The organism is Paracoccus lutimaris (assembly GCF_003337565.1).
Taxonomy (GTDB): Bacteria; Pseudomonadota; Alphaproteobacteria; order Rhodobacterales; family Rhodobacteraceae; genus Paracoccus; species Paracoccus lutimaris.
On record NZ_QPJL01000001.1, the window covers coordinates 408602 to 433442 of the forward strand.

At 65.6% G+C, this 24841-nt stretch carries 24 protein-coding genes; 10 read left to right on the forward strand and 14 right to left on the reverse strand.

The genetic code is table 11. The annotated features are described in order from the left end of the window. Positions 1-213: 213 nt before the first annotated feature. On the forward strand, positions 214-2985 hold the full coding sequence (gene acnA / locus DFP89_RS01900; RefSeq protein ID WP_114347674.1) for an aconitate hydratase AcnA: 2772 nt from the start codon (positions 214-216) through the stop codon (positions 2983-2985). Positions 2986-3054: 69 nt separating this feature from the next. Here the strand turns inward: acnA and DFP89_RS01905 are convergent, their stop codons facing one another. Both DFP89_RS01905 and rpsD read right to left on the reverse strand, forming a co-directional pair. Then, positions 3055-3669 carry a hypothetical protein gene (locus DFP89_RS01905; RefSeq protein WP_114347675.1) on the reverse strand — a complete coding sequence of 205 codons (615 nt, stop codon included), beginning with the start codon at positions 3667-3669 and terminating at the stop codon, positions 3055-3057. Between the two features lie 206 nt (positions 3670-3875). Next, positions 3876-4496: a 30S ribosomal protein S4 gene (gene rpsD / locus DFP89_RS01910; protein WP_114347676.1), complete on the reverse strand. Its 621-nt coding sequence runs from the start codon at positions 4494-4496 to the stop codon at positions 3876-3878. A 198-nt stretch (positions 4497-4694) separates the two neighbouring features. Here rpsD and DFP89_RS01915 point away from each other — a divergent pair, with 198 nt between their 5' ends. The 5 genes from DFP89_RS01915 (at position 4695) to DFP89_RS01935 (ending at position 8560) form a co-directional block, all read left to right on the forward strand. Next, a complete protein-coding gene (locus tag DFP89_RS01915) occupies positions 4695-5069 on the forward strand; it encodes a HesB/IscA family protein (protein WP_114347677.1) in 375 nt (124 codons plus the stop codon). Positions 5070-5158: 89 nt separating this feature from the next. Beyond that, positions 5159-5902, forward strand: a complete 744-nt coding sequence (gene tpiA / locus DFP89_RS01920; RefSeq protein ID WP_114347678.1) for a triose-phosphate isomerase — start codon at positions 5159-5161, stop codon at positions 5900-5902. Between the two features lie 140 nt (positions 5903-6042). After that, complete coding sequence (locus DFP89_RS01925) at positions 6043-7092, forward strand: methionine ABC transporter ATP-binding protein (protein WP_114347679.1); 1050 nt, start codon at positions 6043-6045, stop codon at positions 7090-7092. Then, positions 7082-7756 (forward strand): methionine ABC transporter permease, encoded by a 675-nt coding sequence (locus DFP89_RS01930; RefSeq protein WP_114347680.1) that lies wholly within the window; start codon positions 7082-7084, stop codon positions 7754-7756. Before DFP89_RS01925 ends, DFP89_RS01930 begins: the two co-directional genes overlap by 11 nt. A 21-nt stretch (positions 7757-7777) precedes the next feature. After that, positions 7778-8560, forward strand: coding sequence for a MetQ/NlpA family ABC transporter substrate-binding protein (locus DFP89_RS01935; protein ID WP_114347681.1), 783 nt, complete (start codon positions 7778-7780; stop codon positions 8558-8560). 91 nt (positions 8561-8651) lie between these two features. Here DFP89_RS01935 and DFP89_RS01940 read toward each other — a convergent pair whose 3' ends face one another. Continuing rightward, positions 8652-9062 carry a DoxX family protein gene (locus DFP89_RS01940; RefSeq protein WP_114347682.1) on the reverse strand — a complete coding sequence of 137 codons (411 nt, stop codon included), beginning with the start codon at positions 9060-9062 and terminating at the stop codon, positions 8652-8654. Positions 9063-9170: 108 nt separating this feature from the next. Between DFP89_RS01940 and DFP89_RS01945 the strand changes: the two genes are divergently transcribed. Then, positions 9171-10103 carry a LysR family transcriptional regulator gene (locus DFP89_RS01945; RefSeq protein WP_114347683.1) on the forward strand — a complete coding sequence of 311 codons (933 nt, stop codon included), beginning with the start codon at positions 9171-9173 and terminating at the stop codon, positions 10101-10103. On the opposite strand, the gene DFP89_RS01950 is transcribed toward DFP89_RS01945, so the two are convergent. From DFP89_RS01950 to coxB, 10 genes are all read right to left on the reverse strand, one after another. Beyond that, entirely contained in the window at positions 10063-11481 is a 1419-nt protein-coding gene (locus tag DFP89_RS01950; RefSeq protein WP_114347684.1) for an FAD-binding oxidoreductase, read from the reverse strand. The two genes, DFP89_RS01945 and DFP89_RS01950, sit on opposite strands and share 41 nt — an antisense overlap. A gap of 13 nt (positions 11482-11494) precedes the next feature. After that, positions 11495-12076, reverse strand: a complete 582-nt coding sequence (locus DFP89_RS01955; protein ID WP_114347685.1) for a GNAT family N-acetyltransferase — start codon at positions 12074-12076, stop codon at positions 11495-11497. After that, on the reverse strand, positions 12076-13341 hold the full coding sequence (locus DFP89_RS01960; RefSeq protein WP_114347686.1) for a M16 family metallopeptidase: 1266 nt from the start codon (positions 13339-13341) through the stop codon (positions 12076-12078). The genes DFP89_RS01955 and DFP89_RS01960 overlap by 1 nt, the downstream gene beginning before the upstream one ends. Next, positions 13338-14726, reverse strand: a complete 1389-nt coding sequence (gene thrC, locus DFP89_RS01965; protein ID WP_114347687.1) for a threonine synthase — start codon at positions 14724-14726, stop codon at positions 13338-13340. The genes DFP89_RS01960 and thrC overlap by 4 nt, the downstream gene beginning before the upstream one ends. A gap of 10 nt (positions 14727-14736) precedes the next feature. Continuing rightward, positions 14737-15408 (reverse strand): SURF1 family protein, encoded by a 672-nt coding sequence (locus tag DFP89_RS01970; RefSeq protein ID WP_114347688.1) that lies wholly within the window; start codon positions 15406-15408, stop codon positions 14737-14739. A gap of 65 nt (positions 15409-15473) precedes the next feature. Continuing rightward, positions 15474-16298, reverse strand: a complete 825-nt coding sequence (locus DFP89_RS01975; protein ID WP_114347689.1) for a cytochrome c oxidase subunit 3 — start codon at positions 16296-16298, stop codon at positions 15474-15476. Between the two features lie 34 nt (positions 16299-16332). Further along, the gene (locus DFP89_RS01980; protein ID WP_114347690.1) at positions 16333-16923 is read right to left on the reverse strand and encodes a cytochrome c oxidase assembly protein; all 591 of its coding nucleotides are present in this window, start codon (positions 16921-16923) and stop codon (positions 16333-16335) included. After that, the gene (locus DFP89_RS01990; protein ID WP_245948567.1) at positions 16920-17225 is read right to left on the reverse strand and encodes a hypothetical protein; all 306 of its coding nucleotides are present in this window, start codon (positions 17223-17225) and stop codon (positions 16920-16922) included. The genes DFP89_RS01980 and DFP89_RS01990 overlap by 4 nt, the downstream gene beginning before the upstream one ends. Further along, positions 17225-18157, reverse strand: coding sequence for a heme o synthase (cyoE, locus tag DFP89_RS01995; protein ID WP_114347692.1), 933 nt, complete (start codon positions 18155-18157; stop codon positions 17225-17227). The genes DFP89_RS01990 and cyoE overlap by 1 nt, the downstream gene beginning before the upstream one ends. 9 nt (positions 18158-18166) lie before the next feature. Continuing rightward, positions 18167-19063, reverse strand: coding sequence for a cytochrome c oxidase subunit II (gene coxB / locus DFP89_RS02000; protein WP_114347693.1), 897 nt, complete (start codon positions 19061-19063; stop codon positions 18167-18169). 156 nt (positions 19064-19219) lie between these two features. Between coxB and tldD the strand changes: the two genes are divergently transcribed. From tldD to DFP89_RS02015, 3 genes are all read left to right on the forward strand, one after another. After that, positions 19220-20644 (forward strand): metalloprotease TldD, encoded by a 1425-nt coding sequence (gene tldD / locus DFP89_RS02005; protein ID WP_114347694.1) that lies wholly within the window; start codon positions 19220-19222, stop codon positions 20642-20644. Positions 20645-20759: 115 nt separating this feature from the next. Continuing rightward, positions 20760-22022: a DNA-processing protein DprA gene (dprA, locus tag DFP89_RS02010; protein WP_114347811.1), complete on the forward strand. Its 1263-nt coding sequence runs from the start codon at positions 20760-20762 to the stop codon at positions 22020-22022. 102 nt (positions 22023-22124) lie between these two features. Next, entirely contained in the window at positions 22125-24080 is a 1956-nt protein-coding gene (locus tag DFP89_RS02015; protein ID WP_114347695.1) for an OmpA family protein, read from the forward strand. Between the two features lie 70 nt (positions 24081-24150). Here the strand turns inward: DFP89_RS02015 and phoB are convergent, their stop codons facing one another. Continuing rightward, positions 24151-24840, reverse strand: coding sequence for a phosphate regulon transcriptional regulator PhoB (phoB, locus tag DFP89_RS02020; RefSeq protein WP_114347696.1), 690 nt, complete (start codon positions 24838-24840; stop codon positions 24151-24153). Position 24841 lies beyond the last annotated feature (1 nt).

Here is a 24841-nt window from a genome sequence, read left to right on the forward strand (position 1 = left end):
CGTCGGCAGGGGGCACGACAAATCAATGCTTTGTTAGCAGCTATGCCCTATAAGGCGACCGTGACGGAAAACCCACATCTTGCACCTGCAGAAAAATTTTTGCATACCATTGCATACAACCCCTGCCAGACCCCTTGATCCAATGTCGGAAAAGGGGCACATGGCAGGCGACATCTCCATTCAGCCACCTTAGTCAAGGATAGGGAGCCGAGCATGCCCATCGAAACAGGAACCGATACCGCCAAGACGCGCCGCGAGCTGAAGGTCGGGGGACAATCCTACGCCTATTATTCGATCGACGCCGCCACTCAGGCCGGCCTGGGCGATTTCTCGAAGCTGCCCGCCTCGCTCAAGGTCGTGCTGGAAAACCTGCTGCGCTTTGAGGATGGCGGCCGCACGGTCAGCGTGGACGACATCAAGGCCTTTGCCGAATGGGCGGAAAAAGGCGGTCAGAACCCGCGCGAGATCGCCTATCGCCCGGCCCGCGTGCTGATGCAGGACTTTACCGGCGTTCCCGCCGTGGTGGACCTTGCCGCGATGCGCGACGGCATCAAGGCGCTTGGCGGCAACGCCCAGAAAATCAACCCGCTGAACCCGGTCGATCTGGTCATCGACCATTCGGTCATGATCGACGAATTCGGCACCCCCCGCGCCTTCCAGAAGAACGTCGAGCTGGAATATGAACGCAACATGGAGCGTTACACCTTCCTGAAATGGGGTCAGAACGCCTTCAACAACTTCCGCGTGGTGCCGCCCGGCACCGGCATCTGCCATCAGGTGAACCTGGAATATCTGGCGCAGACCGTCTGGACCGACAAGGACCAGAACGGCACCGAGGTCGCCTATCCCGACACGCTGGTCGGCACCGACAGCCACACCACCATGGTCAACGGCCTTGCCGTTCTGGGCTGGGGTGTCGGCGGCATCGAGGCCGAGGCCGCGATGCTGGGCCAGCCGATTTCCATGCTGATCCCCGAGGTCGTCGGCTTCAAGATCACCGGCGCGCTGCGCGAGGGCGTCACCGCCACCGACCTGGTGCTGAAGGTCGTGCAGATGCTGCGCAAGCACGGCGTCGTCGGCAAGTTCGTCGAGTTCTACGGCGAGGGCCTAGACCACATGCCGCTGGCCGACCGCGCCACCATCGCCAACATGGCCCCCGAATACGGCGCCACCTGCGGCTTCTTCCCGGTGGACGGCGAAACCCTGCGCTATCTGCGCCAGACCGGCCGCGAGGAATCGCGCATCGCCCTGGTCGAATCCTATGCCAAAGAGAACGGCTTCTGGCGCGGCGCCGATTACGCGCCGGTCTATTCCTCGACGCTGGAACTGGATCAGGGTGATGTCGTCCCGGCGATCTCGGGTCCGAAACGCCCGCAGGACCATGTTGCGCTGACCGACTCGGCCTATGAGTTCCGCAAGTATATCTGCGACACCCGCAAGCTGCCCACGCCCGAGCGCAATGACACCCGCGCCTGGAACACCGATGGCGGCGCCCCTGCCCCCACCGACCTGCCCGGCCATCACGAAGGCTACAAATCCGGCGCCGTCGCGGGCGAGGATTACCAGCTGCATGACGGCTCGGTGGTGATCGCCTCGATCACCTCGTGCACCAACACCTCGAACCCCTATGTGCTGATGGCGGCGGGCCTTGTTGCCCGCAAGGCGCGCGCGCTTGGCCTGACCCGCAAGCCCTGGGTCAAGACCTCGCTGGCCCCCGGCTCGCAGGTGGTCGAGGAATATCTGAAGGCCGCGAACCTTCAGGAGGATCTGGACGCGCTCGGCTTCAACCTCGTCGGTTTCGGCTGCACCACCTGCATCGGGAACTCCGGTCCCCTGCAGCCGGAAATCTCGAAATCGATCAACGAGAACGATCTGGTCGCGGTCTCGGTCCTGTCGGGCAACCGCAACTTCGAGGGCCGGATCTCGCCCGATGTGCGCGCCAACTATCTGGCTTCGCCGCCGCTGGTCGTGGCCTATGCCATCGCCGGCGACATGAATATCGACCTGACCAGCGAACCCATTGGCACCGACAAGGACGGCAAGCCGGTCTTCCTGAAAGACATCTGGCCGACCTCTAAGGAAGTCGCCGATCTCGTGGACACCATCGTCACGCGGGAAATGTTCCAGGCCAAATATGCCGACGTGTTCAAGGGCGACGAGCGCTGGCAGGCCGTCGAGGTCACCGACAGCGAAACCTATGACTGGCCGGCCAGCTCGACCTATATCCAGAACCCGCCCTATTTCCGGGGCATGGGCAAGGACAAGGGCGCGATCCACAACATCCACGGCGCCCGCGTGCTGGCGCTTCTGGGTGACATGATCACCACCGACCACATCTCGCCGGCCGGCTCGTTCAAACCGACCACCCCCGCCGGCGTCTACCTGACCGAACGTCAGGTCGCGCCCAAGGACTTCAACAGCTACGGCTCGCGCCGCGGCAACCACGAAGTGATGATGCGCGGCACCTTCGCCAATATCCGCATCAAGAACGAGATGCTGGACGGCGTCGAGGGCGGCTATACCACCGGCCCGGACGGCAAGCAGACCTCGATCTACGACGCGGCCATGGCCTATCAGGAGGCGGGCGTGCCGCTGATCGTGGTGGGCGGCATCGAATACGGCGCCGGCTCCTCGCGCGACTGGGCGGCCAAGGGCACCAACCTTCTGGGCGTCAAGGCGGTGATCGCCGAGTCCTTCGAGCGTATCCACCGCTCGAACCTCGTCGGCATGGGCGTGATCCCGTTCGAGTTCACCGGCGGCGACAACCGCAAGACGCTGGGCCTGAAAGGCACCGAGGTGATCTCGATCGACGGGCTCGAAGGCGACTTCAAGCCGCTGTCGCTGGTTCCGGCAACGATCAAATATGCCGATGGCTCGGAAAAGACGATCCAGCTCAAGGCCCGCGTCGATACCGAGGTCGAGATCGAATATCTCGAAAACGGCGGCGTGCTGCATTACGTGCTGCGCAATCTGGCAAAAGCCTGATCCGCAGCAGCGAAACGACCAAGGCCCCGGAGCGATCCGGGGCCTTTTTCATGACCGCACCTGCAAGCGTTATTCCTCGGCGCAATACCACATGGTCCCGCCCGCCGCCGCGGTGCCGATGACCAGCGCCCCCACGGCCACGGGCGAGGCCGCAACCCCCGCCGCAGCCGTGCCCGCCACCTCCAGCGTGCCGACCATCTGCCCCGAGGTCGCCGCCAGAATCGCCGCCCCCGGCCGCTGCGTCACCGCGTCATAGCCGGCAATCGCCAGCGAATTGGCGCTGCGGAAGGTGGCAGCGCGGGCACCGTTCACCCGCTCGCAAAAGGTCTTGCGGCACAGCGCATTGCCTTTGCGCGCCCCGATCCGGGCACCGATATAGGTGTCATTGGCCTTGTCCCAGAGCAGACAATAGCTGCCGTCATCCGTCATCTCGTTGCGGCGCAGGATCTCGCGCAAGGTGACATAACCCGGGCAGCTGATCCGCCCCCAGCCCGAAAAATTCTTCTCAAGCCGCCCGACATTCTCGCGAAATTCGGCATCGCGGACATAGTTGATCTCGGTCGGCTCACCGGCAATCGAGGTGCCGCAGGTCCAGAGCCGCTCGTCCTTCGCGGGCGCCGCCTCATCGGCCAGCACCGCGCCAGACGCCAACATCATCACCATCACCGCCAGACCAATCCGCATGCCATTCCTCGCAAGTCCAGAATCGCCGCCATGAATCCGCGAAGGCCGCCGCGCTTGCAACCTGGCCGCGCGCAAGCTCCGCCCATTGTGACCGGCGGGGCACGGCCCGGCCCTTCTTCTTCATCCAAATATCCATAAAGACCGCGCCAGAACGACAAAGGCCGCCCCCGAAGGAGCGGCCCCGCAATCCGTACGATCCGAAAGGATCAGTTCTTGGCGTAGAATTCGACGACCAGGTTCGGCTCCATCTGCACGGCATAGGGAACATCGCCCAGGGCCGGGGTGCGCACGAAGGTCGCGGTCATCTTGTTGTGGTCGACTTCCAGGTAGTCCGGGACGTCACGCTCGGCCAGGCCCACCGATTCCAGCACGATGGCCAGCTGGCGCGAACGCTCGCGGATCGAGATGACGTCGCCTTCCTTGACGCGATACGAGGCGATGTTCACGCGCTTGCCGTTCACTTCGACATGGCCGTGGTTCACGAACTGGCGCGCGGCAAAAATGGTCGGAACGAACTTGGCGCGATAGATAACGGCGTCCAGGCGGCGCTCAAGCAGACCAACCAGGTTCTCACCGGTATCGCCCTTGACGCGCTCGGCCTCGGCATAGATGCGGCGGAACTGTTTTTCGGTCAGGTCGCCATAATAGCCCTTGAGCTTCTGCTTGGCGCGCAGCTGGGTGCCGAAATCCGACAGCTTGTTCTTGCGGCGCTGGCCGTGCTGGCCGGGGCCGTATTCGCGGCGGTTCACCGGGGATTTGGCGCGGCCCCAGATGTTCTCGCCCATGCGGCGGTCGATTTTGTACTTGGCAGCGGTGCGTTTGGTCATCGCTGATCTCCTTCTTGTGTTATCGTCTCGAAGGGCGTTGTCCTTTGGCAAAAGCCCGACAGGATTCCCCTTGCGGGGTCCACCAACACCAATGAAGCGGCGCTTATAGCCGCGATCGGGGCAGAGTCAAGCACCCGCAGGGCTTGAGCATGACCCGGCATCTTCCTATGTGAAGGACAGCGAACAGGAAAGACCCCGATGTTTTCGATCCCCGGCAAATCCCCCGTGACCATCACCCCCTCGGCCGAGCGCCAGATCGCCCGGCTGATGGCGGCGAAATCCGCGCAAGGGCTGCGCATCGGCCTGAAAAAGGGCGGCTGTGCGGGCATGGAATACACGATGGAACTGGCGGACAGCGCCCAGCCCGGCGACGAGGTCGTCGAACAGGGCGAGGCGCGGGTGCTGATCGCCCCCACCGCGCAGATGTTCATCTTTGGGACCGAGATCGACTATGAAACCGGCGTTCTGGAATCCGGCTTCAAGTTCCGCAATCCGAATGTGACCGACAGCTGCGGCTGCGGCGAATCCGTCAGCTTCGCCCCCCTTGAGGGCGCGCGCACCGCGCAAAGCTAAAGGCTTTTTCGCGCGGGCCGCCACAGCGGCCTTGATCGCCCCCGCCCCACGTCCTAAGCCATCCCCGACCAAACCAATGGGAGGGACAGATGGCCCCGCGCAAGCTTGCCGCCGGCAATTGGAAGATGAACGGAACCCAGGCCGCGCTGGCGGAAATCGACCAGCTTCTGGCCGCGCTGCCCGCGCCGGGCTGCGACGTGCTGATCTGCCCGCCCGCGACGCTGATCCATAGCATGGCCGCGCGCGCAAAAACCGCCATCGCGGTCGGCGGCCAGGACTGCCATGCCAAACCCTCGGGCGCGCATACCGGCGACATCGCCGCCGCACAGCTTAAAGATGCGGGCGCCAGCCACGTCATCCTCGGCCATTCCGAACGCCGCACCGACCACCATGAGACCGACGCCCAGGTTCAAGCGAAGGCGCAGGCCGCGCATGCGGCCGGCCTGATCGCCGTCATCTGCATCGGCGAGACCGAGGCGCAGCGCGATGCCGGCCAGACGCTGGACCTGATCGCCAGCCAGCTTGCCGGTTCGGTCCCCGAGGGCGCGACGGCCCAGAACACCGTCATCGCCTATGAGCCGGTCTGGGCCATCGGCACCGGCCGCACCCCCACCAATGACCAGATCGCCGAGGTCCACGCCCTAATGCGCGACCGCCTCGCCGCCCGCTTTGGCGACGGCGCAGATATGGCACTGCTGTATGGCGGCTCGGTCAAGCCGGGCAATGCGGCGGAAATCTTTGCCATCCCGCATGTGAACGGCGCGCTGGTCGGCGGCGCCAGCCTCAAGGCCGCCGATTTCGGCCCCATCGTCGCGGCGCTTTCCGCCGCCTGAGGCAAAAATCGCGATCAAAAAGAACGTCATTCCATCCGGCGCCCGCAGGATGGAATGACATCGTGGATCTGCGTCCTTCGCGCCCCTTGCAAAGCCCGGGGCAGCCGCGCATAGCTCGCGCGAAATTTCAGGACGGGACCATGGCAGAGCCGGCAATCTCATTTCAGGACGTGACACGCCGCTATCCGCAAAAGGCGGCGGCAGGCGATGTGGTCGCGTTGCAGGACATCTGGCTGGACGTGCCGCAAGGCGCGGTGACCGGCATCATCGGCCGTTCCGGCGCTGGCAAATCGACGCTTCTGCGCATGGTGAACGGGCTTGAGCGCCCCTCCTCGGGCAAGGTCATCGTGAACGGCCATGACGTCGGCGCGGCATCGGATGCGAGCCTGCGCGCCATCCGGCGCGAGGTCGGGATGATTTTCCAGCATTTCAACCTGCTCGCCTCGCGCACCGTGGCCGAAAACATCGCCCTGCCGCTGGAAATCGCCAGCGAGGACCCTGCCCGCATCCCCGCCCGCGTGGGCGAATTGATCGAGCGGGTCGGCCTGACCGCGCAGGCAAGCCGCTATCCGGCGGAACTCTCGGGCGGGCAGAAACAGCGCGTGGGCATCGCTCGGGCCCTGGCGACCGCACCGCGCGTCCTCTTGTCGGACGAGGCCACCTCGGCCCTTGACCCCGACACCACCCGGCAGGTCCTTGAGCTATTGCAAAGCATCAACCGCGAACTTGGCCTGACCATCCTGCTGATCACCCATGAAATGGGCGTGGTGCGCGACATCTGCAGCCATGTCGCGGTGATCGAGGCCGGCCGCATCGTCGAGGCGGGCGAAACCTATTCGGTCTTTTCCCGCCCCGGCCACGCCACCACCCGCTCGTTCCTGCAAGGCGTCACCGGCGTCGCGGTGCCGCATTTCGTCGCAGGCCAGCTGCGCGACACCCCGCAGGACGCATCGGCCGAGGCGGTCGTGCAGGTCACCTTCACCGGCCGTCACGCCACCGACCCGATGCTGGCGCGCCTGACCGCCGAACGCGGCGTCAGCGTCAACATCCTTGCCGGCGCCATCGAGGAAATCGGTGACAAACCCTTTGGCAGCCTGATCGTCGGCCTGCCCTCGGGCCGGCTGGACGAGTCGCGCCGTTTCCTTGAAGAACACGGGCTTATGACCGAGGTGCTTGGCTATGTCGGCTAACCTGATCCCGATCCTGTGGGAATCGACCCTGCAGACGCTTTACATGGTGGCGCTCTCGACGCTTCTGGGCACGCTGATCGGCGCGCCGCTGGGCATCTTTCTGGCCACCTCGCGCCGGGGTGAATTGCTCTCCTCCCCGGTCCTGAACACCGTGCTGGGCCTTGCGGTCAATGCCGCGCGCTCGACCCCCTTCATCATTCTCGTGGTGGCGATCATTCCGCTGACGCGGCTGATCGCCGGCACCTCGATCGGCACCACCGCCGCCATCGTGCCCCTGACCATCGCCTCGGCCCCCTTCATCGCCCGCCTGATCGAAACCGCCATCCGCGAGGTCGATGCCGGCCTGATCGAGGCCGCCCGCGCCATGGGTGCCGCCCCGTTCCAGATCGTGCGCAAGGTCCTGATCCCCGAGGCCATGCCCGGCATCATCCTTGGCCTGACGCTCGCCGTGGTCAGCCTGATCGGCTATTCGGCCATGGTCGGTGCGGTCGGCGGCGGCGGCCTGGGCGATCTTGGCATCCGCTACGGCTATCAGCGCTTCATGCCCGAGGTGATGCTGGCCGTGGTCGTCATCCTGATCCTGCTGGTGCAGGCGGTCCAAAGCTGCGGCGAATGGATTGCCTCCCGCTTTGACAAACGCGCGCCCCGCAACCGGGGCCGGTAAGTAAGCATGAAAGGACAAAACATGCGCAAACTCCGTATCACCGCACTGGCCTCGACGCTGGCGCTGATCGCCGGCATGGCCTCGGCCGAGGACATCAAGGTCGGCGTCTCGGTCGGCGAACATGCAGAGATCATGGAACAGGTCGCCGAGGTCGCAAAGACCAAGGGCCTGAACATCGACATCATCGAATTCACCGATTACGTCGTGCCCAATCAGGCGCTGAACGATGGCGACCTGAACGCGAACAGCTTCCAGCACCAGCCCTATCTGGACAACCAGATCAAGGATCGCGGCTTTGAGCTGGTCTCGATCGCCAAGACCATCACCACCCCGATGGGCGTTTATTCCGAAAAGCTGAAATCGCTGGACGAACTGCCCGAAGGCGCCAAGGTCGCGATCCCGAACGACCCGACCAATGGTGGCCGCGCGCTTCTGCTGCTCGCCGACAAGGGCGTGATCACGCTGGCCGATGGCGTCGGCCTTTCGCCCACGCCGCTCGACGTGACCGCGAACGCCAGGAATGTCGAATTCCTCGAACTCGACGCGGCCCAACTGCCCCGCGCGCTGGCCGATGCCGACATCGCGATCATCAACACCAATTACGCGCTGGAAGCCGGCCTGAACCCGGAAAAGGACGCCATCGCCATCGAGAATGCCGACAGCCCCTATGCCAATATCATCGTCGTGCGCAAAGGCGACGAGGGTGCAGGCTGGGCCAAGACGCTGGTCGAATCCTACAACTCGCCCGAGGTCAAGAAATACATCGAGGACAAATACACCGGCGCTGTCATCCCCGCCTGGTGATCTTCTTCTTCACTCAAATATCCATGCGGCCCTGCCGCAAGCGAACGCCCCGCAAATCCTGCGGGGCGTTTCCACATCCGGTCAGGCAGCTCTAGCGCCGACGCCCCAGCGAATAGGCCCCGTCCCCCAGCAGGGCCAGCGCCAGCATGGTGATCGCCCAAAGCACCGGATATTCCCAGCCGCCGCCCGGATTGCTGAAGGTAAAGCCGTTGCCGCCATGGCCAAAGACCGCCGCGCCCAACAAGACGCCAATCATCGCCAGCGAAACATAGCGCGTGGCAATCCCCAGGATCAGCGCCAGACCGCCACCGATTTCCAGCGCGATGGTCAGGTAACCCAGCGCGCCCGGCAGGCCGATCGACTGGAAATAGCCCGCCGTCCCCGCCGGGGTGAAAACGAACAGCTTGATCAGGCCGTGGACAAGGAAAAACGCCCCGGTCGCAAGGCGCAGGATGAAGGCGGCAATATCGGCGTTACGCTCGGCATCGGTCAGGAAGGTCATCTCGGGTCATCCCCATTGGTTTATCTTGATAGAACCAAGATAGGGCTTTGCCATTGACGCCGGTATGGTGATATTTTTGGAAACATTGTCGCCTATGCGGGGAATATCATGGACAGGATCGACGGACTTCGCGCCTTTGTGGCGGTGGTGGATGCGGGGTCCTTCACGCGGGCGGGCGAAAGGCTGGGCATCTCGAACAAGCTGGTCAGCAAATATGTCGCGGCGCTTGAGGGCCAGCAGGGCATCACCCTGTTGAACCGCACCACCCGCGCCCTGTCACTGACACTTGCGGGCGAGCGCTATCTTGCCGCGGCGCGCCGGGTGCTCTCCAGCATCGAGGAACTGGACGCGCAGGCCCGCGCCGATGAGGGCGCGCTAAGCGGACGCCTGCGCGTCACCGCCCCGGTTTCCTTTGGCGAGATCTTCGTCGCGCCTCTGACCGTCGATTTTCTGGCCGCCAATCCGGGGATCGAGATCGACCTCAACCTCAGCGACCGCTATGTCGATCTGGCCGGCGAAGGCTTCGACCTTGCGTTGCGCATCGGCATTCTGGCCGATTCCAGCCTGATCGCCCGCCGCATCGGCCGGACCGAGACCTGGGCGGTCGCCAGCCCCGATTATCTGGCCCGGCGCGGGCAGCCGCTGCATCCCGACGATCTGCGCGCGCATGACAATATTCGCGACAGCAATGCATCAGCCCCGCATCGCGCCACCTTCGTGATCGAGGGCAAACCCATCGGCGTCCCCCTGCCCGGCCGCATCACCGTGAACAATGCGCAGGCCGTGCGGCGGCTGGCCCTGGCGGGCGAAGGCATCGGGTTGATCCCGCGCTTTACCATCGCCGAGGATGTCGCCCAAGGCCGGCTCACGCGGCTGCTGACCGGCTTTCCCGGCCCGCAACTGGACATTCAGGCGCTTTACCTGCCGCAGCCCTTTGTCGCCCCGCGCATCACCGCCTATCTGGATCATCTGCGCCGCAATCTTGGCCCGCGGCTGGAAACTAGCCCCGCGCCGGCGCCAGAACCGCCCCCGGATTCATGATCCCCAAGGGGTCCAGCGTGGCCTTGATCGCGCGCATGGCCGCCAGCCGCGCGGGATCGGCCCAGCGTTCCAGATCGCCCAGCTTCAACCGGCCGACGCCATGCTCGGCCGAGAACGAACCGCCTCGCGCCATCACCATCTCATGGATCATCTCCGACAGCGCCTTGCGCTCGGCGTCGTAATCCGCGCGGTTGCGGCCCGGCGCCGGGAACAGGTTGTAATGCAGATTGCCGTCGCCCAGATGGCCAAAGCAGTTGAGCCGCGCATCCGTCCGCGCCGTGATCGCCGCCCCCGCCGCCTGAATGAAGCCCGGAATTTCCGACAGGGGCAGGCTGATATCATGGCTGGCAATGGCGCCGATGCGGCGGTTGGCCTCGGGGATATGTTCGCGCAGATGCCAGAAATCGGCGGCCTGCTGGCCGGACTGGGCGATGACGCCGTCAAGGACAAGGCCGCGTGCCATCGCCTCGGTCAAAAACCCCTCAAGCGCCTGATCGGCGGGCAGGCCCTCGGGCAGGCCGACCTCGATCAGCACCGACCACGGCACGCCCGGCAAGGGCTGGCGGATCTCGGGCAGGGTCTCGGTCAGAAAGGCCAGCCCCTGCCCGCTGATCAGCTCGAATGCGGTGACGCCGCCGGCCATGTGCCGCTCGGCCAGAGCAAGCAGGGTCAGCGCGGCAGCGGGATCGGGCACCTGCAGCATGGCGACGCCGGTCTGGGGCGGCGGCACCACAAGGCGCAGGCTGGCGGCGGTGACGATCCCCAGCGAGCCCTCGGCCCCGATCAGAAGATCGCGGATGTCATAGCCCGTATTGTCCTTGCGCAGCCGTTTCAGGTCATGGACCACGCGCCCGTCAGGCAGCACCGCCTCGATCCCCAGACAAAGCGCGCGGGCGGTGCCATAGCGCAGCGCGGTGACGCCGCCCGCATTGGTCGAAAGACAGCCCCCGATCATCGCCGTGCCCTGACTGGCCAGAGACAGCGGGAACAGCCGCCCCCGCGCCTCGGCCGCGTCGCGCACGGCCTGCAGGGTCATCCCCGCCTCGGCGATCAGGACGTTTTCCTCGGGCCAGATGCCGCGCAGGGCGGTCATCCGTTCCATGGACAGGATCAGCGGCGCCGGGCCGCCGGGTGGGATATCGGGCAGAACCTGCCCCAGCACCAGCCCGGTGCCGCCGCCGCGCGGCACGATACCGACGCGGGCCTCGGCGCAGGCGCGGACGACGGCCGCGACCTCATCGACATTGCGGGGCGCGGCGACCAGCCCGGCGCGGCCCTGAACGCGGCGGCGGGGTTCCTCCAGATAGGCGGGGGTCAGCGGGCGCAACACGCCCTCGGGCAAGCGCGCGACCAGTGTCTCATCTGCGGGGTTCAGCATCAGACAGGCCCTTTCAACGCACCTCGGTCTTGCCGCGCCGGTCATGGCGCAGGTTCGAATAAAGCACATGGTTGCGCCAGCGGCCATTGATCTGAAGATAGCTTTGCGCCACGCCCTCGTATTTGAAACCCGAGCGTTCCAGAACCCCGCGCGAGGCGGTGTTTTCGGGCAGGCAGGCGGCCTCGATCCGGCTCAGGTCCAGCTGGGTGAAGGCGTGATGGGTCAGCGCGCCGATGGCCTCGCGCATATAGCCCTGCCGGGCAAAGCGCTGGCCGATCCAATAGCCGATGGTCGCCGATTGCGCCGGGCCACGGCGGATATTGTCCAGCGTGATCGCCCCCAGAAGCTCGCCATCGCGGCGGATCAGGAACAAAGGCAGCGCGGTGCCGTTGCGGCTGGCGCGCTGCGCCCAATAGACGCGGTTGGTAAAGCTTTTGCGCGACAGATGGTCGGCGGCCCAGACCGGTTCCCACGGGGTCAGAAAGGCGCGGCTGTCGACGCGCAATTCAACCCATGGGGCGAAATCGGTATGGATCGGCAGGCGCAGGACCATCCGCTCGGTATCGAGTCGCAGCGGACGGCGGCGGCCGAACATCAGGCGGCAAGCCTTTCTGCCAGCCGCGCCCGCGACGGCGCGGACTTGACTGGCCCATAAAGCGCCAGCGCCGGACGGGCGTTCCGGATCAGCGCCTCGGCATGGGCACGCACATCGGCGACGGTCACGGCGTCGATACGCTCGGCCACCTCGGCGGGATCGGCGACGCGGCCCCAGATCGCCAGCGAGCGTGCCATGCGCTCGGCCTGCCCGGTCGGGCTTTCCAGCCCCATCAGCAGCCCGGCTTTCAACTGGGCGCGGGCGCGGGCGATCTCGGTCTCGGTCATGTCCTCAGCGGCGCGCTTCAGCTCGTCCACGGTCAGATTGGCCAGATCGGCGATCTGGTCGCCCGAGGTGCCGGCATAGATCGTCACCATGCCGGTATCGTCATGAAAGCCCGATTGCGCAAAGATCGAATAGCACAGGCCCCGTTCCTCGCGGATTTTCTGAAACAGGCGCGAGGACATGCCGCCCCCCAGGGCCGAGGTCCAGATCTGCGCGGCATAGAAATCCGGCGCCATGTAGCCCGGCCCCTCGAAGGCCAGCGCGAAATGCGCCTGTTCCAGCTTCTTGACGCGGCGGGTTTCGGCGCCCTGCCAGCGGGCCGGCTCGCGCGCGGTAAGGGCGCGCGGGGCGAGATGGGAAAAGATCGCCTCGACCTGACGCAGGATGCTGTCATGATCGACCGCGCCCGAGGCGGCGACGATCATCCGCTCGGGGCCGTAATGTTCGGCGGTGAAACCCGACAGATCCTCGCGGGTGAAATGGCTCACGCGCTCGGCCGGGCCAAGGATGGTGCGGCCGATGGGCTGGTCGGGATAGGCGGCCTCTTGCAGCCAGTCGAAGATCACGTCGTCGGGCGTATCCAGCGACTGCCCGATTTCCTGCAGGATCACGCCGCGCTCGACCTCGATCTCGCGCTCGTCAAAGATCGGGTTCAGCACGATGTCCGAGATCACGTCCAGCGCCATCGAGACATCGCCCGCCAGCACCCGGACGTAATAGCTGGTCACGTCGCGCGAGGTATAGGCGTTGATATAGCCGCCGACATTCTCGATCGCCTCGGCGATCTGCAAGGCGCTGCGCGTGGGCGTGCCCTTGAAGGCCATATGCTCAAGGAAATGGGCGATGCCGTTCTGGTCGGCGCGCTCATCGCGGCCGCCGGCGCTGACCCAGATGCCGATGGCGGCGGAATGCAGGCCGGGCATGTCGCGGGTGACGACGCGCAGGCCATTGGGCAGGGTGCTGATGCGGATCTGGTTCAAGCTGTTCTCCGTGCAAGAATCAGCGATTTAATGCTCTCTGCATCGTTTGCAACCCGGGTGATGCGCTCGTCGCGCTCAAACAGATCGGCCATATGCGGCGGCAACGGCGGGCGGATGCCGACAGCGCCCTCAACCGCATCGGGAAACTTGGCCGGATGCGCGGTCGAAAGCGAGATCATCGGCACGCCCGGACGAAGATGTTCGCGCGCGACCTTTACCGCGACGGCGGTATGGGGGCAGATCACCTGCCCGGTTTCCGCGCGGATGGTGGCGATCATGGCCGTGGTTTCCTCCTCAGAAGCGCGGCCCGAGACATAGATCTCGCGCAGCTGTTCCAGCGCGCCCTGGCTGATCGGGAAGCCGCCGGATTTCAGCTCGTCCATCAGCGCAGAGATGGCGGCGCCGTCGCGCCCGTAGGCCAGCCACAAGGCGCGCTCGAAATTCGAACTGACCTGAATGTCCATCGACGGGCTGATCGAGGGGCGCGCCGTGCCGGTGCGGTATTCGCCGGTCGTCAGCGCGCGGTGCAGGATGTCGTTCTGGTTGGTGGCGATGACCAGCTGGCCGATGGGCAGGCCCATCGCCTTGGCGAAATACCCGGCAAGGATGTCGCCGAAATTGCCGGTGGGGACGGTGAAGTCGATCACACGCCCCGGCGCGCCAAGGCTGACGGCGGCGGTGAAGTAATAGACGATCTGCGCCATCACCCGCGCCCAGTTGATCGAATTGACGCCCGCAAGCCCCACCCCGTCGCGGAAATCATGGTCGTTGAACAGATCCTTGAGCCGCGCCTGACAGTCGTCAAAGGTGCCGTCGACGGCCAGCGCGTGGACATTGGCATCAGCCGGCGTCGACATCTGCCGGCGCTGGACATCGCTGACCCGGCCATGCGGATACATGATGAAGACATCCACATTCGTCAGGCCCCGGAACGCCTCGATCGCGGCCGAGCCGGTATCGCCCGAGGTTGCGCCCAGAATCGTCACCCGGTCGCCCGAGCGCGCCAGCGCAAGCTGGAACAGCTGGCCGATCAACTGCATGGCAAAATCCTTGAAGGCCAGCGTCGGCCCGTGGAACAGCTCAAGCAGGTGATGGCCGGGGGCAAGCTCGATCAGCGGGGCGCGCGACACATGGTCAAAGCCCGCATAGGCGCGAGCGATGGCGCCTTTCAGTTCATCCTGCGTGAAGCTGTCGCCGACAAAGGGCGTCAGCACGCGCAGTGCAACCTCTTCATAGGGCAGTCCGGCCAATGCGGCGATCTGATCCGGGGTCAGGGTCGGAATGGTCTCGGGCAGGTACAACCCGCCATCGCGCGCCAGTCCCGTCATCATGGCCTGTTCGAAGTTCAGGACCGGAGCCCGCCCCCGGGTCGAAACGTAACGCATCGCGTCCCCCTTAGAATTGACGTTGCCTGATACGCCAGATCAGCGCCACTGTCATCCCTGCCCAGGCAACTGCGATCATGAACCATTGCGCCGCATAGCTGAGGTGATTGTTCGGAATGCCTTCGACCGCGACCGGCATGGGCGCAACCCCTTGCAGATCGCCCCGCGCCTCGGCGACGACGACCAGAACCGGCTCGGTTCCCAGCGCCTTGGCCATGGCGGGAACGTCGCGGGCGAACCAGATGTTCTCGGTCAGGTTCGGCTCGGGCGTGGCGCTGCCTTTTTCATTTGGCCAGTGCAGGTTGCCTGCGACCTCAAGCCGGGTTGCGGGGCGCGGATCGCGCTTGTGGTCCTGATCGACGAAACCGCGGTCCAGCAGGATGCGCCGCCCGTCATCGGTGACAAAGCCCGAGACGACCTGATAGCCGCCGCCCTGCTCGCGGGTGCCCGACAGAACGTCGATCTCCTGCCCCGTGGTCTGGCCGCTGACCAGAACCGGCAGGTATTTCATCGACGGGTCAAGGTTTGCGGGCAGGGCCACCGGCGCGCCGCCGATCCGGCTCTGGATCTGGGCGATCATGTCCTCTTTCCAGTCCATGCGGCGCAATTGCCACAAGCCCAGCGACACAAGGATGGCGCAGCCAAGGATGCCGATGATCAGCGGAAAGAGATAGCGGCGCATGGCCTGCCTCCATAGAAAACGGCGCGGGAGCCCTGCCCCCGCGCCGGTCGGAATGTCGGTGGGGATCAGCGGCCCCAGATATAGACCACGACGAACAGGAACAGCCAGACCACGTCGACGAAGTGCCAGTACCAGGCGGCGGCCTCGAAGCCGACATGCTGCTGCTGGGTCATCTGGCCCTTGATCATGCGGATCAGGCAGACGAACAGGAAGATGGTGCCGATGATGACGTGCAGCCCGTGGAAGCCGGTCGCCATGTAGAAGGTACCGGCATAGACGGTGTCGGCCAGACCAAAGGCGGCGTGGCTGTATTCGTAAGCCTGCAGCGCAGTGAAGCACAGGCCCAAGATCACGGCGACGATCAGCCCGTTGATGGTGGTCTTGCGGTCGCCGTCATGGACAAAGGCGTGGTGCGCCCAAGTCACGGCAACGCCCGACAGCAGCAGGATCAGCGTGTTGATCAGCGGCAGGTGCCAGGGGTCAAAGGTGACGATGCCTTCCGGCGGCCAGACGCCGTCCTTGATCGGGCTGTCCGGCCCCATCGGATACATGGCGTTCTTGATGAAGGCCCAGAACCAGGCGACGAAGAACATCACCTCGGACATGATGAACAGGATGAAGCCATATTGCAGGCCGATGCGCACGACCGGGGTATGCTCGCCCTCTTCGCCTTCCTGAATGACGTCAGCCCACCAGCCGAACATGACGTAAAGCACGGCGACAAAGCCGATCAGGAACATCCACGGCCCTTCGACCGGGGCGCCGAGGATGGTGATCCCCTTCATCCAGGCCACCGCGCCGGTCAGCATGACAAAGGCGGAAACCGCGCCGAGGAAGGGCCAGATCGATGGCGGCAGGATCTGATAGTCGTGGTTCTTTACATGGGCCATGGCTGCGTTCCCGGCTGTTGCTGGTTCTTGTTGCTCAATTTACGGTCGGTTTCGGCCCGGCGTCCAGCGCCGCCTGTTTCGGCGCGGGCGGATCGGTCCGATGGAAGGTATAGGACAGGGTCAGGTCGCGGATGCGCCCGGCGTCGCGGTCTTTGACCAGTTCGGCATCGACAAAGAAGCTGACCGGCATCTCGACCCGCTCACCGGGTTTCAGCACCTGCTCGGTAAAGCAGAAGCATTCGACCTTGTTGAAGTAATAGCCGGCGATCTCGGGCGCGACATTATAGCTGGCGGTGCCGGTGATCGTCTCATCGGTATTGTTCACCGCCTCATAGAAGGCGATGGCGTTCTCGCCGATCTTCAGCTTCATCTCGCGCTGCATCGGGCGGAAGGTCCAGCCAAGGTTCTCATCCACATTGGCGTCGAAACGCACGCGGATGGTTTCCTCAAGCACGGTATCCGAGGCGACCTCGGACACATTGGTCGTGCCGCCATAGCCGGTGACCTTGCAAAACCAGTTGTAGAACGGCACCGCCGCCCAGGACAGCGCGCCCATCAGCACCACGACACCCGCAAGCATCGCGACGGTGCGGCTGTTCGAGCGGGCTTGCGGCTGGCCGGTCATTGCCCGCCCTCCACCGCCGCGCCCTCTGCGGTCGCGGCGGCGGGGGCCGTCACCGTGCCATCGACCAGCGCGCCGGGCGTGCCGGGGGCCGCCACGGGCGCGGCGTCGCGCGCGGGCGCATTCGGGTCCTGCGGCAGGACCGAGGCGCGGGGCCGGTGGTCATAGCCCTCCATCATGTCGCCCTGGGTGATCTTGACCACGGAAAGGCCAAAGACCAGCGCGACAAAGGCCAAGAGCACCGCCAGAAGCCCAAGATTGCGGCTGCGGCGGCGCTGATGCAGTTCATGCTCGACCTGCTGCATCACCATCCTCCCATCCAGTGCTGCACCAGCAGCGCCAGGAAATGCAGGAAAGTGTAATAGAGCGACAGGCGGAAATAACGTTTCTCGACCTTGTAGCCATCGGCCTGCGCCGCGTCTTCCGAGCGGTTCAGGATGCGCCAGCCGCCGGCGATGAACAGCGCGTTCAGCACCACCGAGACGGCCAGATACAGCGGCCCGCCGACCGAGGTGAAGCCCAGCCAGATCGCGAAGGGCGCCAGCACCAGCGTATAGGCAAAGATGTGGCGGCGCGCGACCTTGCGGCCATGGGTCACCGTCAGCATCGGCACGCCGGCCTTGGAGTAGTCATCCTTCATGAACAGCGCCAGCGCCCAGAAATGCGGCGGCGTCCAGAAGAAGATCAGCGCGAACATCAACAGCGATTCAAGGCTGATGCCGCCAGTGGCGCAGGCCCAGCCGATCATGGGCGGGAAGGCCCCCGCCGCGCCGCCGATGACGATGTTCTGCGGGGTCGAGCGTTTCAGCCAGACCGTATAGACCACGGCATAAAAGAAGATGGTAAAGGCCAGAAAGCCTGCCGCGAACCAGTTCGCCGCCAGCCCCAGCATCATCACCGACAGGCCCGACAGCGCCAGCCCCACCCCCAGCGCCTCGGTAGCCGGGACGCGGCCTGCGGGCACGGGACGGTTGGCGGTGCGCTTCATCACCGCGTCGATATCGGCGTCATACCACATGTTCAGCGCGCCCGAGGCACCGCCGCCAAGGGCGATGAACAGCACGCAGCAGAACGCGACAAAGGGATTCATCGCCACGGGCGCGATCCACAGCCCGACAAAGGCCGTGAACACCACCAGCGACATGACGCGCGGTTTCAGCAGTGCGACATAATCGCCAAAGCCCGCCTCGAACCCGTGGTCCGGGGCGGTGCTTTCATATGCATTGGTATCGGCCACGGTCAGCCCTTATTCCGCCAGCGCCAGATGAACGGGCTTGGCCGGCAGGTAATCCGAGGCGTCAGCCGCGAATTCCTCTTTCGCGCCGGCGAGCCAGGCGTCGTATTTCTCCTGGCTGACGGCTTTGACCACGATGGGCATATAGGCGTGGTTGATGCCGCACAGTTCCGAGCACTGGCCGAAATAGACACCTTCCTGATCGACCGAGAACCAGAGCTGCGCAATGCGGCCCGGAACGGCGTCCTGCTTGACCGCGAATGCGGGAATGGTCCAGCTGTGGATCACGTCGGTCGCGGTGACCTGCACCAGCACCTTCTTGCCCACCGGCACCACGACCGGATTGTCGGCGGCCAGCAGATATTCGTTCTCGGCATAGCCGGCCGCGGCCAGCGCATCCTTTTCCAGCATCAGCGCGTCAAAGGCGATGCCGTCATTGGGATATTCATAGGACCAGTACCACTGATGGCCGATGGCCTTGACCACCAGATCGGGGTCATTGGGCATTTCCTGGCTGCGGAACAGGATCGGCAGCGAGAAGGCACCGATCGCGACCAGGATCAGCACTGGAACCAGGGTCCAGATCACCTCGATCGGGGTGTTGTGGGTAAAGCGTGCCGGCACCGGATTGGCACGGCGGTTATAGCGCACGATGCAGATCAGCAGCAGCAGGCAGACAAAGATCGTCACCGCGGTGATGATGATCAGCACGAAATGATCCAGCCATTGCTGGTCATGCGCCAAGGGGCTCGAGGCCGGCTGAAAGCCGATGCCGCCATCGACCGGCTTGCCGATCACGGGCAGCTCGCCCAGCACGTCCTGCGCCATGGCCGGAATGGCCGTCATTGCCGCAAACCCAAGGCCAGTTACTGCCGCCAGCCCGCGGCGCTGTGTCGCAATTGCCATCATTCCATCCCGTTGCCTACATTACACCGGCGGGTTGTGGTTCCCGTGCGGTATCGGTCCTGCACCAGAACCATATCTTGTTCGTCCGGGCAAGCCTATAGCTATCGACTTTCGAGCAAAAAAGCCCTAGGCGGGCCTCTCACGCAAGGACAGGTCCGCATGACTGACGCTTCGTTTTCCCCGTTCCAGACCCATCTTGATCAAGGCAACGCGCTGAAAATCCTGCGCGCCGCGCTGGATGGGGCCGAGGATGGCGAGCTGTTTCTGGAACGCTCGCGCGGCGAGGCGCTGGTCTTTGACGATGGCCGGCTGCGCAACGCAAGCTATGACGCCGAGCAGGGCTTCGGCCTGCGCGCCGTGCGGGGCGAGGTCACCGGCTATGCCCATTCGACCGAAATCAACGAGGCGGCGCTGAAAAAGGCCGCCGAGACCGTGCGTCTGGCCGTGGGCGATGGCGGCGGCACGCTGGCCCTGCCCCCGGCAAGCGGCCCCTTCACGCCGCTTTACGCCGCCATCGACCCGGCCGAGCATGTCAGCTTTGCCACCCGCGTGGCGCTGCTTCGCGAAATCGACGCCTTTGCCCGCGATCTGGACCCGCGCGTGGTGCAGGTTTCGGCCAGCATTTCCACCTCGGTGCAGGAAATCGCCATCCTGCGCCCCGAGGGCGGTCTGGCCACCGATATCCGGCCGATGGCGCGCATCAATGTCTCGGTCATCGTGGAATCGAACAGCCGCCGGGAATCGGGCAATGCCGGCGGCGGCGGCCGCATCGCGCTGGACGGGCTGATCGCGCCCGAACACTGGCAGGGGCTGGTGCGCGAGGCGTTGCGCATCGCGCTGGTCAACCTGCGCTCGGTCCCCGCGCCCGCGGGCGTCATGGATGTGGTGCTTGGCCCCGGCTGGCCCGGCATCCTGCTGCATGAGGCCGTGGGCCACGGCCTTGAGGGCGATTTCAACCGCAAGGGGCATTCGGCCTTTGCCGGCTTGCTGGGCCAGCAGGTCGCGGCGCGCGGCGTCACCGTCATCGATGACGGCACCATCCCCGACCGTCGCGGCTCGATCACCGTCGATGACGAGGGCACCGCCCCCGGTCGCAACGTGCTGATCGAGGACGGCGTGCTGGTCGGCTATATGCAGGACCGCCAGAACGCCCGCCTGATGGGCGTCGAGCCGACCGGCAACGGCCGCCGGCAAAGCTATGCCCATGCGCCGATGCCGCGCATGACCAATACCTTCATGCTGGCGGGAAGCGAGGATCCGGCCTCGATCCTTTCGGGGCTCGAGGATGGCATCTACGCGGTCGGCTTCGGCGGCGGTCAGGTCGACATCACCAATGGCAAGTTCGTCTTTTCCTGCACCGAGGCTTACCGGGTGAAGAATGGTCAGGTCGGCGATCCCATTCAGGGCGCGACGCTGATCGGCGACGGCGCCACCGCGCTGCGCGAGATCCGCGCCATCGGCAATGACCTGTCGCTGGACCCCGGCATCGGCAATTGCGGCAAGCAGGGACAATGGGTGCCGGTGGGCGTCGGCCTGCCCAGCCTGCGAATCGGCGGGCTGACCATTGGCGGCTCGGCCTCGTGATTCCGCGCCGTTTTGGGCGGCGGCCTCATATTTTCAACCGATTGCCTGAATAACGCATTCTTAACCATTGCTGTGCGATGACTCTGTTGCGGATGAGGCAGAGGCACCGGACATGATGGCAGGACCGCTTTCTTTCGACCCCCACCACAGCCAACGCATCCTTACCGAGGATGCGCTTGCCACGCTTCGCCTCATCCGTTCGCGCAAGGTGGGGCCGGCGACCTTTCACCGCCTTTTGGCCGAACATGGCAGCGCGCAGGCTGCGCTGGCCGCCCTGCCCGAAATGGCCCGCGCCGCCGGGATTGCCGATTACGCCCCCTGCCCCATATCCGTGGCTGAGGCCGAGATGGCGGCTGGCCAGCGCGCTGGCGCCAGGCTGCTGACCTGGGACGACCCCGCCTATCCCGCCCGCCTGCGCGAGATCGCCGAGGCACCCCCGGTCCTGTGGGTGCGCGGCGATATCTCGGTGCTGGAACGCCTGCCGGTGGCGGTGATCGGGGCGCGCAATGCCTCGTCGCTGGGGCTGCGCATGGCGCGGGGCATGGCCTCGGGCCTGTCGCAAACCGGTGCCGTGGTGATTGCGGGACTGGCGCGCGGCATCGACACCATCGCGCATGAGGCCGCCCTGGCCAATGGCACCATCGCTGTCATGGCCGGCGGCATCGACATGATCTATCCCAGCGAGAATGCGGCGCTGGCCGAATCCATCTGCGAGACCGGCCTGCTGATCACCGAACAGCCGCCGGGGACCGAACCCGTGGCCCGGCATTTCCCGGCCCGCAACCGCATCATCTCGGGCCTGTCGCGGGCGGTGGTGGTGATCGAGGCGGCAATGCGTTCGGGCAGCCTGATCACCGCACGCTGCGCTCTGGATCAGGGGCGCGAGGTCATGGCCGTACCCGGCCATCCCATGGATGCCCGCGCAAGCGGCTGCAACGCGCTGATCCGCGATGGCGCGATTCTGGTCAGGAACTCGGCCGATGTCCTCAACGCGCTGCAATCGAACGGGGCGCCCGAGGGAATTCAGGCGGAACTGGCCCTGCCGCCGCCAGCGCGCCCCGCCCCGTCGCCCCGGGCGGGTTCCGGTCTGGCTCGGGCGCTGCAACCCGCCGCTGTCGCCCGCCGCCTGGCCGAGCTGGGCCATGCCGCCGTTCATGGCATGCCGACACCCCAGCAGCGCCAACCCTGTCAGGGCGGCCCGGCCAATCTTGAGGGGCGGATCCTGTCGCGTCTTGGCCCCAGCCCGACCGAGGAAAACATCCTGATCCGCGACCTTGGTGTTCCCGCCGCCGTGCTGGCGCCAGCCATTCTGGCGCTGGAACTTTCGGGCCGGGTGCAGCGCCTGTCCGGCGGGCGGCTGGCGCTGATTTCGGACTGAACCGGCAGCTCGATCACGCGCCGGTCACGGGGACGTGCCGGAACCCTCAGCCCGGCCGCTGGTTCTTTCTGCAATCCAGCGACCATCGGAAAGAGGACCGACATGCGCCGCATCTACAAGACAACCACCGCCATCGTGGCCTGCATGGCCCTTGTCACCCCGCAATTCGCGGTGGCGCAGGAACAGACTGCGCCCGAAAAACTGATCCTGCCCCAGGGCCAACCGGAACAGCCGGCGGCCGAGCAGCCGACATCGATTGAGCCAGAGGTCGCAGCAGAGCCTGAGGCGCCCGCCGCCGCGCAGGACCCCGCCTCGGAAGAACCCACGGCAGAAGCCCAAGTCGAGCAGCAGGAACAGACCCCGCCCGAGATGCAGCAGCCTGCCGCAGAACCGGCCGAGCCGCAGCCCGAGGCCGCAGCCAAAGCAGCACCCGAAACAGCCGCCGAGACCGCCCCCCAGCCTCAGGCCGAGGCGCAGCCGAAAGAACAGCCCGCCCCCGTGGCCGAAGCCCCGGTTGAACCCGCTCCGGAACAAAAGCCGGCGGTGACGCAGGCCGATGAGCCCAAGGAAAAGCCCGCCATCGTGCAGGCCGACACCCCTGCCGCGAAACCCGAAAACGCCGCAGAGGCGGCCGGGCGGGTCGAGACGCTGGAAACCGGGGCGCAAAAGACCCCACAACCGAAACCCGATTCCGCCAAGGCCGTGACCCAGACCGATCCGGCCCCCTCGGCCAAGCCCAAGACACCTAGGGGTGAACCGGCCCAGCCCGGCGCCGCGACCGCGGAGCCGATCGGCGCGGACGCCCTGCGCAAGAAACTTGAGGCCGAGACAGGCCAAGGCAGCACTGAGACAGCAAAACCCACCGAGCCGGCCCTGAAGCCGGCAGCGAAGCCCGCGCCGCAGGCCGATGCCGGCCAGCCCACAGAACTGCCCGCCGAACTGCCCGCCCCCGAGGTGCAGGCCGAACCGAACGCCGTCGCGCAGCGTGCCGCCGAGCAGGTCGCGCCCCCCACGGCGGCCGCGCTGGCAGCCACCAGCGGCGAGGCGCAGGGCCAGCTGAATGAAATCGCCATCACGCAGGAAAACGCCCGCAGTTCGGCCGAGGACTTCGCCACGACCGTCGCGCAGGGCCTGCAGCCGGGCGCGACCGCACAAGCCCGCGACAAGGACGACGATGACGACAACAAGCGCGACATCGCCAAGCTGTTGCTGGCCGGTGCTGCGGGCTTTGCGGTCGGCAAGATGCTGTCCAATGACCGCGAGGTGGCGCTGAACACCGGCGACCGCGTGGTGGTCACCCTGCCCGATGGCAGCCAGCAGGTGATCAAGGATGACAACGCCCTGCTTTACCGCCCCGGCTCGAACGTGCAGACCGAGACCTTTCAGGACGGCTCGACCCGCACCACCGTTTTGCGCGAGGATGGCAGCCGCGTCGTCACCATCCGCGACGCCAATATGAACACGCTGCGCCGCACGCTGATCCGCGCCGATGGCAGCGAGACGCAGCTGATCGACGATACCACCGCCGAGCCGGTACGCATCTCGACTCTGCCCGCGCCGCCGCCGGTCAAGGTCATCAGCCGCCCGCTGGACGAGGATGCGCTGCGCGAGGCGCTGCGCCGCGAAACGGCGGTGGATCGCCGCTTCAGCCTGGGTCAGGTGCGCGACATCCCCGAGGTGCGCGCGCTGGTCGCCCCCGTCAATGTCCCCGAGGTCACCTTTGACACCGGATCGTCCGCGATCACGCCCGATCAGGCACAGCAACTGGCAACACTGGGCAAGGTCATCCGCGACAGCATCGACCAGAACCCGCGCGAGATCTACATGATCGAGGGCTATACCGACGCCGTCGGCTCGAACGCCGCCAACCTTGCCCTGTCGGACCGGCGCGCGGAATCGATCGCGCTGGCGCTGACCGAATATTTCCAGGTGCCACCGGAAAACATGGTGGTCCAGGGCTATGGCGAACAATTCCTGCTGATCCCGACCGACGGGCCCGAGCGCCAGAACCGCCGCGTGGCCGTGCGCCGGATCACCCAGCTGCTGGCCGCGAACTAGGCCAGCCCGAAATGCAGGAAAGCCGCGGGTCTCCCCGCGGCTTTTTTTCATTCCCCGCAAGCGCAGGGTTTCAGCCCAGCGAATAGCCGGTGCCGCGCACGGTGCGCACGGGATTGTCGCCGCCATGGGCCATCAGCGCCTTGCGCAGCCGCCCGACATGGACGTCGATGGTGCGGCTGTCGACATAGATGTCGCGCCCCCAGACGCGGTCCAGCAACTGCTCGCGCGTCCAGACCCGGCCCGGCTTTTCCATCAGCGTGGACAGCAGCCGGAACTCGGTCGGACCCAGATGCAGGGACTGACCGGCGCGAAAGACCCGGTGTTCGGCCGCATCCAGAATGATGTCGCCAAAGCTGAGCCTTTCACCCATGGTCGCGGGCCGGGTGCGGCGCAATTGCGTGCGCAGACGCGCCATCAACTCGACCACCGAATAGGGTTTGACCACATAATCGTCGGCGCCGGTTTCCAGCCCGCGCACGCGGTCGACCTCTTCGGAGCGCGCGGACAGCATGACGATGGGGATCTGGCGGGTCTGCGGATCTGCCTTGACGCGGCGGCAGATCTCGATGCCGCTGACATTCGGCAGCATCCAGTCCAGCACGATCAGATCGGGCTGTTCCTCGGCCACGAGCAGCATCGCCTCGTCGCCATTCTCGGCCATGACAACCTCGAAGCCCTCGGCCTCGAGGTTGTATTTCAGCACCTCGCGCTGCGCGCCCTCATCTTCAACCACCAGCACACAGGGTTGCGATTGCGCCATG